Here is a 12,580-nt window from a genome sequence, read left to right on the forward strand (position 1 = left end):
CGTCCCGACGGTCACGACGAACCCGGTCCGTCGACGCTCACGGCAGCAGGTCGCGCAGGATCGACAGCACGCCGTCGTCCTCGATCGTGCCCGTCACCTCGTCGGCCACGGCCCGCACCGCGGCGCTCGCGTGACCCATCGCGACGCCGCGCGCGGCCCACTGCAGCATCTGCAGGTCGTTGCCGCCGTCGCCGACCGCGACGGTCGCGAACGGCTCGACCCCGAGCCGACGACGGACCTCCTCGAGCGCCGTCGCCTTGGACACGCCGTGCGGCGAGAGGTCGAGCCACGCGGTCCAGCCGATCGCGTACTCCACCTCGTGCAGGCCCACGCGTTCGACGAGCGCGCTGAACTCCTCGGGTTCCACGCCAGGTGCGCGGATCACGACGCGGGTGGCCGGCTGGGCGATCAGCTCGTCGAACGGCACGACGCTGATCTCGCCCGTCAGCTCACCGGACGGGAACGGCGCCGAGACGCGGTAGCCGGTACCAAGGTCCTCCACGGCGCACAGCGCGTCCGGCATCTCGAGCGCGATCGCCTGCAGCGCGGGGCCGGGGTCGAACGTGACGGCGTCGACCACGTCGAACGAGTCGCCGTCGAGCCGGACCGTGACGGCGCCGTTCGAGCACACCACGTACGCGTCGGACAGGCCGAGCTCGAACGCCACCGGTACGGCCGAGTGCGCACCGCGGCCGGTCGCGAGGACCACGTGCACCCCGGCGTCCACGAGCGCGGTCACGGCCGCCCGCACGTCGTCGGAGATCACGCCGTCGTAGGTCATCAGCGTGCCGTCGACGTCGAGCGCCACCAGGCGCGTGCCCCTCACGCGGGTTCCAGCGCGCTCAGGCCGCCCAGGTACGGGCGCAGCGCCTCGGGCACGCGTACCGAACCGTCGGCCTGCTGGTGGTTCTCGAGCAGCGCGACGATCCAGCGCGTCGTCGCGAGCGTCCCGTTGAGCGTCGCCACCGGACGCACGACGCCGTCGGCGGTGCGCTCGCGCACCCCCAGGCGGCGCGCCTGGAACGTCGTGCAGTTGGACGTCGACGTCAGCTCGAGCCAGCGCTGCTGGCTGGGCAGCCACGCCTCGCAGTCGAACTTGCGCGCCGCGCTGCTGCCCAGGTCGCCCGCCGCGGTGTCGATCACCCGGAACGGCAGCTCGGCGAGCGCGAGCATCTCCTTCTCCCAGCCCAGGAGTCGGCGGTGCTCGGCGGAGGCCTCCTCGATCGTCGTGTAGACGAAGGCCTCCACCTTGTGGAACTGGTGCACGCGGATGATCCCGCGGGTGTCCTTGCCGTACGAGCCGGCCTCGCGGCGGTAGCACGCGCTCCAGCCCGCGTAACGCTTGGGGCCCGCGGTCAAGTCGAGGATCTCGCCGCCGTGGTAGCCCGCGAGCGCCACCTCGCTGGTCCCGACGAGGTAGAGGTCGTCGGCCTCGAGGCGGTAGACCTCGTCGGCGTGCGCGCCCAGGAACCCGGTGCCCGCCATGACCTCGGGCTTGACGAGCGTCGGCGTGATGACCGGCGTGAAGCCGGCGGCCAGCGCGCGGTCGACCGCGAGGTTGAGCAGCGCGAGCTCGAGCCGCGCGCCGATCCCCGTCAGGTAGTAGAACCGCGCGCCCGAGACCTTCGCGCCGCGCTCGGTGTCGATGGCCTGCAGGCCCTCGCCGAGCTCGAGGTGGTCGCGCACGACGAAGTCCGGGCCGTACTCGGCGGCCAGGTCGCGCGGCGTGCCGACGTGCTCGAGCACGACGTAGTCGTCCTCCCCGCCGGCGGGCACGCCGTCCTCGATGACGTTGCCGATCCGGCGGGCCAGGCCCTCGGCGTGCGACGCCGCCGTCTCGGCCTCCGCCGAGAGCTCCTTGACACGTTCCGCGAGCCGCTTGCCGTGCGCGAGCAGCGCGTGCTTCTCGTCGCCCTGGGCCTGCGCGACCTTCTTGCCGTGCGCCTTCTGCTCGGCGCGCAGCGTCTCGAACTCCGTCAGCGCGGAGCGCCGGCGCGCGTCCGCGTCGAGCACCTGGTCGACCAGGTGCGGGTCGTCGCCACGGGCCACCTGGCTCGCACGTACGACGTCGGGGTCCTCACGCAGCAGCTTCAGATCGATCACCCCTGCAGGCTACCCATGGCTGCCGACGGTCCGGCACGCCTATTCACGGGTCCCGTACGCGTAGATTGCGCCTGTGACGTGGGAGACCCGGTGAGCTGGCAGACCTGGCTGGCGATCGCCGCCGGCGTGCTCGCACTCGCCGCTCTCGTCGTCGCCCTCGTCGTCGGACGCCGCCAGCGCGAGCTGCGACGCGAGCTCGAGGCGGCCGCGCGCGAGGTCAGCCCGCGCGCGCAGGCGCTCGCGCGGCAGGTGCAGGACGACGGGCTGCGGATCGCTTTCGTCGCCAACCCGTCGAAGCCCGACGCCGCTGAGCTGCGGACGGCGATCGAGCTCGCGGTGGCCGAGCGCGGCCTCGAGGCACCGATCTGGCTGGAGACCACGGTCGAGGACCCCGGCGTCGGGCAGGCCCGCGAGGCCGTCGAACGCGGTGCCGACATCGTCGTCGCCGCCGGCGGCGACGGCACGGTGCGGGCGGTCGCGGAAGGGCTCGTCGGCACCGGCGTGCCGATGGCGCTGCTGCCCATGGGCACGGGCAACCTGCTCGCGCGCAACCTCGACCTGCCGCTCGGCGACGTGGCGGTCGCGCTCGAGATCGCCGTGGACGGTCAGGACCGCCCGATCGACGTCGGGTGGCTGCGCGTCGTGCGGTACGAGGACGAGGACGCCGAACGCGGCGGCTCGCGGGTCCCGCCCGACGGGAAGGACGACCGCGACCACCTGTTCCTCGTGATCGCCGGGCTCGGCTTCGACGCCGCGATGGTGGCCGACGCCGACGAACAGCTCAAGGCCCGCGTGGGCTGGATCGCCTACTTCGTCGCGGGGATCAAGCACCTGCACGGCACGCGCACCCGCGCGCACGTGCGGCTCGACGACCGCCCGGTCACCACCACGCGCCTGCGCAGCCTGCTGATCGGCAACTGCGGACGCCTGCCGGGCGGCATCACGCTGCTGCCCGACGCCGTGCTCGACGACGGCTGGCTCGACGTCGCGGCGCTCGACACGCGCGCGGGCATCGCCGGCTGGGCGCAGCTGCTCGGGGAGGTCGTGCTGCAGGGCGTCGGCAAGCGGGGCGGGAACACCAAGGGCATCGGCCGCATCGACCACACCCGGGCACGCGAGGTGCGGGTCGTCGTCCCCGCGGGTGAGCACGCCCAGGTCGACGGGGACATCGTCGGGCGCGTGGTCGAGGTCGTCGCGCGGGTCGATCCGGGCTCGCTCGTCGTGCGCGTGCCGAAGGCCTGACGCACGCCTCTCGCACGCCGCAGCACGCCGCAGCACGCCTCTCGCACGCCCGCGCGACAGGGACGACGGTCCCGTATGCACACGTACACGCATCACTAGCGTGGAAACGGCGTCGCGCACCGCTCGCGTGCGGGCTTGCCCAGGGAGGAACCGTGCCGATCCCCACGCAGACCACTGCGGTCGAGTCGGGCCGTCTGCTGCTCGCCGACGTCGTGTACGAACGTCTGCTGACGGTGATCGTCTCGGGTGACCTCGCGCCGGGCGAGGTCGTGCGCGAGGAGGAGATCGGCGAGTGGCTCGGCGTGTCCCGCACCCCCGTGCGCGACGCGATGCGCCGGCTCGGCGAACAGGACCTGCTGGTCTACCAGCCCAACCGCGGCTCGCGCGTCGCCCCGCTCGACGGCGCCCGGCTGGCCCAGATCCTCGAGGTCACCGCCGCGCTCGAGGGCATGGCGGCCCGTCTGGCGGTCGCGCGCTCGGGTCCCGACGAGCGTGCGACGATCCGCGCCCGCGTCCGGGCCCTCGCCGACGAGTACCGCGCGGGTGTCGGACCGCACGACGCGGCGGACGCGCAGGCCGTGCTGACGCTTCTCGTCGAGCGCTGCGACAACCCCGTGCTGCAGCGGACCATCGGCCACCTCACCCCGCACCAGCGCCGGCTCCAGGCGCTGTGCCCGACGTACTTCTCCGAGCCGGAGATTCGTACAGCCACCGACGCGATCCTGGGCGCGCTCGACGACGGCGACGCCGAGGGCGTCGGGTACCAGGTGCAGGCCTACTGCCTGCAGCTCGGCCGCCGCCTGCTCGCCGCCGCAGGAGCGGCCGCGCTCGTCGGCTGAGGTCCTGGTTCCGGGCTCAGTCCGTCCCGCCGGCACGCACACGCTGCAGCCAGGACCGGGCACCCTGGAAGTCGCCGTCGGCCGTGCCCACGTGCACGGTCGGTGCGATCGCGTCGGCGCGCGGGTAGGAGCCCAGGAAGCGCACGTACGGGCAGCGCCGGTGCAGGCCCATGAGCGCCTCGCCCATCCGCTCGTCGGTGATGTGACCCTCGGCGTCGATCGAGAACGAGTACCGGCCCAACGCGTCGCCGATCGGCCGCGACTCGATCCGGGACAGGTTCACGCCGCGCACCGCGAACTGCTCGAGCATCGCGAGCAGCGCACCGGCCTCGTTGTCTGGCAGGTGTACAACGAGCGTCGTCTTGTCCGTACCGGTCGGCGCGGGCACCTGCCCGGGATGCCCGACGACGACGAAGCGGGTCAGCGCGGACGGGTTGTCCGCCACGTCGGTGGCGAGCTCGGCCAGGCCGTAGGTGCCGACCGCGGGCGGCGGCACGAGCGCGGCGTCGAAGCCGAGGTCGCTCGTCGCACGCTCCGCGACGGCCGCGGCGATCAGCGCGGCCGGTGCGGTGTTGGAGGTCGCGGGCACGTGCACGACGTGCGGCAGGTTGCGGGCGAGCCAGCGCCGGCACTGCACCCACGCGTGCGGGTGCGCCGAGATGCGCCGCACGTCCTCCAGGCGCACGCCCGGTGCGGCGACGAGCGTGAACTGCACGGGCACGAGGACCTCGCGCAGCAGCACGAGCGGGCTGCCCGTGGCCAAGGAGTCGAGCGTCGCGGTCACGCCGCCCTCGACGGTCGACTCGATCGCGACGACGGCGAAGTCCGCGACGCCGTCGCGCACGGCCTCGATCGCGGAGGCGACGTCGACCTGCGGCAGGTACGTCGCCTCGTCGGGCGAGACGACCTGACGCAGCGCGGCCTCGGTGAAGGTGCCGGCCGGGCCCAGGTAGGCGTACCGCATGTCAGCTCCCGTCTTGGGCGTTCGCGGGCGGGTCCGCGGGCGCGGGCGTGCTCGCAGGGTAGTGCGCGGTCCGGGCGCGCAGACCGAGCATCCCGAACAGCGGCACGGCGGCGACCAGCATGAGGGTCGCGACCCGCACGCCGTAGTCGTTGACGAGCCCGCCCGCGATCCCGGCGACCAGCAGTGCGACGAGCACGGTCCGCGCCAGCGGCCAGGCCGCCTCGAGCCGCACCCACGCGTCGGGCTGCAGCCGCGACCCGGGCCACAGCACGACGATCACGAGCACCAGCACGACGAGCGTGACCCACGCGATCCACCCGCCGCCGAGCGACTCGGTGGCGTACCCGAGCTTGCGCCACACGGTCTCCCACGCGGTGCCGTCGACGAGGCGCTGCACGAACACGCCGAGGTGCGTCCGTTGCGCGGGAGGGCGCATCCAGTCGAGCACGCCGATCACGCCGACGACGAGCACGCCCGCGGCGCCCGCCAGCACCAACCGCTGCCACGTGACACGCACGCCCGCGACGCCGAGCACGACGACGAGACCTGCGGGCACGAGCACGAGCCCGCCGCCCACGTCGGCGCCGAGCGAGGGCCACAGGTCGACGACGAGCGCGACGCCGCACACCACGGCGGCCGCGGCCGCACCCCACAGCCGCCGTCCGCGAGCCCGCAGCCAGCCGCCGAGCACCGCGGCGGTGACGAACGCCGCGACGACGTACACCGAGTACGTGGGGTTCCCGAAGCCGTAGAACCGGCCGCCGAGCGTCACGGCCGGCCCGAGCGGGCTGCCGCGGTGCAGCGGCGTGCCCAGCACGGCGTCCAGCGTGAGCAGCCCGAACGTGATCCCGGCGAGCACGCCGGGACCCGTGGTCAGCGGCCGGCGCGGCACCAGCGCGACCACCCCGACGAGCGCCGCGGTGACCCCGGTCAGCGCGATCCACATCGGGGTGCGGCCGTCGCCGAGCCGCCACCACCACGTCGTCGTGAGCAGGAACAGCGCCGCGGGCAGCGCCGCGAGCACGAGGAGCACGACGTCGGCGACCCGGCGCAGCCGCTCCGCGAGCGCGGGGCGACGTCGGGCCAGGCGCGGCCCCAGCAGGGCGGCGCCGACGACGAGCAGGAGCGCGAGCAGCAGCGGGGTGCTCGTGACGGGCGCCGACGAGCCACGCAGCACCTGGTCGCGCGAGCTGAGGTCCGCGAGCTGCGCGACCGCGGTGGTCACGTCGGTGGGTCGCGACTCGCCGGCCACGACGGGCGAGCCCGCGAAGTCGTCGGGCACGTCGGCGCCCGCGTGGACCAGGAGCGTGACCGGGACGTCGAGCAGGCGGAACACGCCGACCCAGCGCGTCGCGGGGGTCGTGAGGTAGCGCGTGCCGCCGGCATCCGCATCGCCGATGCCCACGCCGAGCACGGGCAGCCCGACCGACGCCCGGCCCGTGTCGACCACCAGCACGGTGCTGCCGGCCGGAGCAGCGCGCACGATCCGGCCGACCGTCACGTCGAGCGCGCGCAGTGCCTGCTCGGCGGCGACCCGGGCGGCCTCCCGCTCGGCCTCACGCTGCGCCGCGGCGACCTCCGGATCGAGCGACGGGGTCGGGGTCGGGGTCGGGGTGCCCTCGGACGGCTCGTCGGGCTCGGCGACGGGCACGACGGCCGAACCCGCGTCGACCACGGTCGTGCCGCACGCGAACGCGTCGGCCGGGTCCGCGAGCGCCTCGTCGACGGTCCGGTAGCGCGCGACCGTGCCGTCCGTGCCCGCGAGCGCGATCGCCGCACGCGGTCCGACCGCGGTCGAGCAGCCCGGGACGGTCGCGAGCGTCTCGCCGAGGGCACCGAGCCGCGGGTGGAACTCGGAGGACGACTGCAGCGCGACGAGGTCGGACCAGCCGGTCACGGCGGCGCCCTCACCGGTGGCGGCGACGTCCCACGGCAGGCAGGACCACTCGCCGTCGACGTTCCGGCCCGCGAGGGCGTTGCGGCCCGACGAGAGCGCGAGCCAACCCGCGGAGTCGCACCGGCTGCTACGTCCCGTGACGCCGGGGGTGACGCCGGCGGCGGGGGCGCCGTCGCGCAGCAGACCCCACAGCGCCGGGGTGAGCGTGCGGTCCAGCTTCGACCAGTCGACGCCGGAGGTCCCGACGAGCACGACGGGCGCCTCGACCGGCGCGGCGGACTCCCCCGCACCGCTGGTCACGTCACCCGCGACCGCGGCCGGCAACGGCACGACGACGGTCGCGACGAGCACGGCCGCGAGAACGCCGGCGCCGGCCGCCAGCACGACCACGGGCATCCGGTGCACGGGTGCGCGTTCGGGCGCGGGGTCGTCGGGCAGGTGCCGCCAGGCGTGGTCGGTCGCGCCGGCGAGCAGGATCACGCCCGCGGTCGCGAGCACGGCCACCGCGACCACGACGCCGGAGTCGTTGAGGACCGAGCCCAGGACGGCCACCACGACGGTCGAGAGCACGAGCGGCCGCAGCCCGGTCCACTGCCGGTACAGCCGGCGCAGCACCGGCGGCCGCCACCGCTGCGGCCCGACGAGCAGCACGCAGATGCCGATGCAGACCACGGCGGCGGCCGCGCCGAGCGGCAGCGCGACGGTGGCCCAGGCGCCCGCCGCCTTGCCCGCGAGCACGCCGACGAGGTCGCCGTCGACGACCCGCTGCACGAACAGCCCGAGGTGCGTGGGCCGGCCTGGACGGGCCCAGTCGACGACCGCGACCACGACGACGACGGCGACGGCGAGCGCGATCACGCCCAGACCCCGCAACGCGGTCAGCGGGCGTCCCGCGAGCCCGACGAACAGCACCGCGAACGCCGGCACCAGCGCGAGAACGCCGCCGAAGTCGGCGCCGAACGCCGGCCAGCCGTCCACGACGACGGTGACGACACCGACGGCCAGCACCGCGACGAGCCCGAGGCGAGGGCGGCCACGGTGCGCGAGCCCGACGCCGAGCGCGGCCGCGAGCACGAGCGCGCACGCCGCGTAGACGCCGAACGTCATGTTGCCGAAGCCGTAGTAGCGCGCGCCGAGCGTCGTGGTGGAGCCGAGGATCGAGCCCTGCTGCAGCACCGTCCCGGTCAGGCCGTCGACCGTCACCACGGCCCAGGTCACGGCCGCCGTCGCGCACGCGAGCCGCCACGGCCCGCGGGGCAGCAGCCGCGAGACGAGCCACGCGACCAGGGCCGCAGCCGTCGTCGCGACCCCCCACCAGGCCGTCGCGGAGAACAGCGGCGCGGGCGCACCCCACCAGCGCGAGAGCGCCGCGAGGTGCGCGCCCACGGGCGTGCAGGCGCCGAGCAGGAGGACGGCGACGCTCACGCGCCGCAGGGCCGCGGGCGGCTGTTCGCGCCGGCGGCGGCGCAACGCCACGGCCCCGAGCGCCGCGGCGACCGTCGTCGCGACCACGGTCAGCACGAGCGGCATCAGGTGCGGCGCGATCGTCGTCATCTCGGTGAGGTAGCGCCGGTTCTCGACCGTGCGCTCGGTGCTCATCCGCCGCTCTGAGCCGACCTCGACCGGTGAACCGTCGAGGTCGCCCGTGTCGCCCCCGGCCGCGGCGACCAGGCTCGCGGACAGGTCGGTCAGCGTGACGATGCCGGGGCGGCGCGTCGACTCGGACGTCAGCCAGCCGATCGGCCCGCCGCCGGCCCGCCACTGCACGACGGCCTGCAGACCCGCCTCACCGGCAGTGCCGTCGGCGATGCCCGCCACGACGACGTCCGTGCCGTCCTCGACGACGTCGACCAGGCGGTTCAGCTGGTCGTCGAGAAGCGCGAGCGCCTCCCGGCGCTCCACCCGGTCGGCCGGCAGGTCACCGCCGTCCAGCACGGTCACGGGGCACACGGCGACCTGCGTGTCCGTCACCGCGCCGAGCGTCGGGGCGTAGCGGGTCAGCGCGCCGTTCTCGTCGGCGAGCGCGATCCCCGCACCCGGCCCGAGCGCCGTGGAGCACGCGCCGACCGCCGCCACGCGCGTGCCGACCGTCCCGGGTGTGCCGTAGGAGCCGGGCGGTGCGTCGGGGTCCGCCGGGTCGACGAGCCCGCCCCAACCCGCCACGACGTGCGGCGCGGGCAGGGGTCCGTCGTCGTCGCCGGTCACCGCGGGCAGCGCGGCGCAGCCGGACGGGTCGTCGGACTCCGCGTCGGGCTCGCTCGTCGTGTCCGTGCCCGCGGGCAGCACGCGCCGGCCCGCGGAGATCGTCAGCCAGGCGTCGAGCGGGCACGTGGGCGCCGAGACCGTGCGCACCGAGACCGAACCCACCGAGCCCTGCTCGACCATCTGCCAGAGCATCGGCGTGCCGAGGCGGTCGACGTCCGACCAGTGCAGCCCGCCGACCCCGACGAGCACGATGTCGTGCTGCTCGTCGCCGTCGTCCGCCTGCGCGGTCCCCGCGCCCAGCACGACGAGTCCGAGCGCGGCCACCAGCGCGAGCAGCGCCTGCACGGCACGACGCGACGCGCGCGTGATGGCGCGGCTGACGGCGCGCGACGACGGCGCGAGCGCACGCGAGGCGGGAGGCACCGCCCCAGGGTAGGCGGAACGCCCGTGCACGCCGGACCTGTGAGCAGGTCAACGGTGGGTCAGCAGCGGGTCAGCGGTGGGTGGGCGGCGTGCGCCCGATCTTGCTCTGCACCACGTCGGCGCCCGCACGCATGCGCCGTGCGGCGACCGCCATCTCGACGTCGCGGTACTGCGCCGCGCGGTGGAGCTGACCGCGCAGGTCGCTGCCCGAGGGTCGGTGCCGCAGCTCGCACGGCACCTCGACCACGCGGAAACCCTTGCGCAGCAGGTCGATCGTCATGCCCGTCTCCACGCCCCAGCCGCGGGCCAGCGGCGTCGCGGCCTCGAACGCCTCACGCGTCAGGCAGCGCATCCCGGACAGCGGCTGCGTCGGCGTCCAGCCCGTCAGCGACGTGATCGCGCGGCGCGCGGCGCCCACGACGATGCCGCGTCCGCCGGCGCCTGGCTGCGGCGGCAGCAGCGCGATCGCGAGATCGGTGTGGCCCTCGATCACCGGCGGCACGAGCGGCGCGGTGTTGACGGCCGTCTCGCCCAGGTCGCCGTCGATGAACAGCAGCACGCGCGGCAGCCGGTCCGGTGCGTCGCGCATCGCGACGACCGCGGCGCCGGTCTCCATCGCGGCGGCCTTGCCCCGGTTGTGCGAGTGCCGCACGACGACCGCGCCGGCGTCCCGAGCGACGTGCTGGGTGTCGTCCTCGGACCCGTCGTCGACGACGAGAACGAGGTCGACGTGCGGGATCGCCTTCGCCGAACGCACGGTCGCCGCGATGCGCCGCGACTCGTCCTTGGCCGGGATGATGACCGCGACGCGCTGACGGGGCTTCGCCGGGGGGGTCACGGGCCCAGCCTAACGATCCGCGCGGTGACCGGCCGTACGCAGGGCCGTCAGCGCAAGGTGACCTGGCGGGCGACGAGGCCCGCGCGGGCCCGCCGCTCGTTCGCGTCCAGCGGCTCGGTCGACGCGACGGCCTCGTCGAGCAGCGGAGCGAACGCCGCCAGCGGCGCCTCGAGGTCCTCGGCCTCCGTCCCGCGGGGCAGCTCCCACACGGGCACGACGAGACCGCTGGACCGGAAGTAGCCGACGAACTTCCCGCCGTCGAAGCCGGACGCGCGCCGCGCATGCAGCCGCGCGAGCCCGTCGAGCACCGCCTGCTCGTCCTCCGCACGGGCCCAGCGCAGGAACTCGCGCGCGCCCATCCGGCACCAGTAACCCGACTCCACGGCCTCGACCTTGCGCGTGTCGATGAGGGAGGCGTCGGCCTCCTCGATCGCCGCGGTGAGGTCGGCCGTGCGCTCGACGTCCTCGGCCAGCCAGTAGGAGAACGTGTCGCGGACCGTGACCTCGAACGGGACCGACAGGTCCAGCACGTCCTGCAGGCGCGGGCCAGGCCCGGGCAGACCTGCCTGCTCGATCGCGCTGCCGGGCTCGGCGTCGATCGCCTCGAGCAGCGCGGCGGCGAGGTCGCGGCTCGAGTCGCCCGAGTGGCCGACCGTCTGCAGCGCCAGCAGGATCACACCGTCGGAGCGATGCAGCGCGGGCCAGGCCTGCGGCAGCGCCGTCGTGACGACGACCTCCTTGGCGCCGTACTCCTTCGTCGTGCGCGCGGTCGCCGTGCCGGCCGGGACGACCTCCTTGAGGGCGACCCAGTCGGGTTCGCCGGGGAGGCCCTCGAACGGGCGCAGCACGAAGTCGGAGGTTGCCTTGACCATGCCCCGCACCCTACCTGCCGGCGCCGTCCGGCCGGCTCGCGGACCCCTGCACTCCGCCACTCCACCTGCGGACACGTCAGCCCCGACGCCAACCCCGGCCGTGGAACGCACGGCCCCGACGGCGGCCAGGAGAGCCAGGTCCCAGCGCGGCCGCCAGCGTGTCGATAACGAGCGACCGCAAGCGGGTGGGCAAACCCCCACTACACGCCCGACTGTCCCGGTTCTGACTCCTCGGGCCGGAACTCGGCGTCGAAAGCGACTGCCTCCCCGAAATCCAGGTCCACGGGCTCCGCGTAGACCTCTCGCCCGTCGACAATCTCCGCGCCAAGGAGATCGATCGTCTCGACCGCCTCCAGACGCCAACGCACCTGCTCGCCGGTGCCGCCTGGATACGAGCGTTCGGCTCCCAGACCCAGCTGCAGAGCCCGCTCCCTCGCCTCAGCCCAATCCGCCGCGCGAAAGAGCACGAGACTCCGAACACGACGCGAAGCTCCGACACCCTCGACAAGCACGACCATCCGCAGCATCGCGCTGAACCAGTCCCTGTTCTTCATCTCGACCACCGCCCGTCGGTCAGGAGCTTTCGCACGGTCGAGTCGCCGGCCTTCAAAGCCTGCTCGACCGTCTGGTCCAGGTACTCACCCGGGAACTCACGAAGGACCTTCGCATCGCGGAACTGGCCGATGTAGTCCTGAACGGTCATTCCCCGGTTCGCCACCGCTGGGTTGTTCACATCGAGCTTGACACCCCTGGCGAACCTCACCTCGGCCTTTCATGGCCGGTGGTGTGCCGGTGACGTGAAAAGTGCCCCTGACCTGGGATGACATGGCTTGTCGAGGGTCAGATCAGTCCAGTTCGAGGAGCACCTTCCAGGTGAAGAAGCGTACCGGGTTCTATCCGCGTCCCGTGGTCGATGCCGGCGGCGGGTCGGCGGTCTCTATGGCCGGTGGTGTGATGTTGACCTCGACGGTCCGTGCGTCGGGCCTGGACGTGGCCCTCGGTGAGGCGTTCCAGCTGGCCCAAGGACATGCGGGTCATCGTCCGCAAAGGAACGACCTCACCCCGGTGCGCAACTGCGTTTCGAGGACGTCGACGGCATGCGGATCACCGCGTTCGTCACCAACACCCGCCGAGGCCAGCTACCCGACCTCGAGCTACGCCACCGCCGCCGCGCACGCTGCGAAGACCAGGGAGGGG

10 protein-coding genes and 1 pseudogene are annotated in these 12,580 nt (G+C 74.4%); 3 read left to right on the forward strand and 8 right to left on the reverse strand.

Annotated elements, in window-relative coordinates; genetic code table 11:
- Positions 1-37: 37 nt before the first annotated feature.
- Both CCO02nite_RS10390 and serS read right to left on the reverse strand, forming a co-directional pair.
- Positions 38-826: an HAD family hydrolase gene (locus CCO02nite_RS10390; protein WP_146843061.1), complete on the reverse strand. Its 789-nt coding sequence runs from the start codon at positions 824-826 to the stop codon at positions 38-40.
- Positions 823-2,103 carry a serine--tRNA ligase gene (serS, locus tag CCO02nite_RS10395; protein WP_146843062.1) on the reverse strand — a complete coding sequence of 427 codons (1,281 nt, stop codon included), beginning with the start codon at positions 2,101-2,103 and terminating at the stop codon, positions 823-825. The genes CCO02nite_RS10390 and serS overlap by 4 nt, the downstream gene beginning before the upstream one ends.
- Before the next feature lie 90 nt (positions 2,104-2,193).
- On the opposite strand from serS, the gene CCO02nite_RS10400 reads away from it, so the two are divergent.
- Both CCO02nite_RS10400 and CCO02nite_RS10405 read left to right on the forward strand, forming a co-directional pair.
- A complete protein-coding gene (locus CCO02nite_RS10400) occupies positions 2,194-3,345 on the forward strand; it encodes a diacylglycerol/lipid kinase family protein (RefSeq protein WP_146843063.1) in 1,152 nt (383 codons plus the stop codon).
- Between the two features lie 152 nt (positions 3,346-3,497).
- Positions 3,498-4,184 (forward strand): GntR family transcriptional regulator, encoded by a 687-nt coding sequence (locus CCO02nite_RS10405; protein ID WP_186812665.1) that lies wholly within the window; start codon positions 3,498-3,500, stop codon positions 4,182-4,184.
- Between the two features lie 16 nt (positions 4,185-4,200).
- Here CCO02nite_RS10405 and pheA read toward each other — a convergent pair whose 3' ends face one another.
- From pheA to CCO02nite_RS10435, 6 genes are all read right to left on the reverse strand, one after another.
- A complete protein-coding gene (gene pheA, locus CCO02nite_RS10410) occupies positions 4,201-5,148 on the reverse strand; it encodes a prephenate dehydratase (protein WP_146843065.1) in 948 nt (315 codons plus the stop codon).
- A gap of 1 nt (position 5,149) precedes the next feature.
- Positions 5,150-9,673, reverse strand: coding sequence for a hypothetical protein (locus CCO02nite_RS10415; RefSeq protein ID WP_146843066.1), 4,524 nt, complete (start codon positions 9,671-9,673; stop codon positions 5,150-5,152).
- A 70-nt stretch (positions 9,674-9,743) separates the two neighbouring features.
- Positions 9,744-10,511 carry a glycosyltransferase family 2 protein gene (locus tag CCO02nite_RS10420; RefSeq protein ID WP_146843067.1) on the reverse strand — a complete coding sequence of 256 codons (768 nt, stop codon included), beginning with the start codon at positions 10,509-10,511 and terminating at the stop codon, positions 9,744-9,746.
- Between the two features lie 47 nt (positions 10,512-10,558).
- On the reverse strand, positions 10,559-11,383 hold the full coding sequence (locus CCO02nite_RS10425) for a DUF5926 family protein (RefSeq protein ID WP_146843068.1): 825 nt from the start codon (positions 11,381-11,383) through the stop codon (positions 10,559-10,561).
- A gap of 200 nt (positions 11,384-11,583) precedes the next feature.
- On the reverse strand, positions 11,584-11,937 hold the full coding sequence (locus CCO02nite_RS10430) for a DUF4288 domain-containing protein (protein ID WP_246117483.1): 354 nt from the start codon (positions 11,935-11,937) through the stop codon (positions 11,584-11,586).
- Positions 11,934-12,146 carry a hypothetical protein gene (locus CCO02nite_RS10435; protein ID WP_146843070.1) on the reverse strand — a complete coding sequence of 71 codons (213 nt, stop codon included), beginning with the start codon at positions 12,144-12,146 and terminating at the stop codon, positions 11,934-11,936. The genes CCO02nite_RS10430 and CCO02nite_RS10435 overlap by 4 nt, the downstream gene beginning before the upstream one ends.
- Before the next feature lie 246 nt (positions 12,147-12,392).
- On the opposite strand from CCO02nite_RS10435, the pseudogene CCO02nite_RS10440 reads away from it, so the two are divergent.
- Positions 12,393-12,580, forward strand: a pseudogene (locus CCO02nite_RS10440) (IS1380 family transposase); the annotation flags it as partial.

The sequence above is a fragment of the Cellulomonas composti genome (assembly GCF_007990245.1).
Lineage (GTDB): Bacteria > Actinomycetota > Actinomycetes > Actinomycetales > Cellulomonadaceae > Cellulomonas > Cellulomonas composti.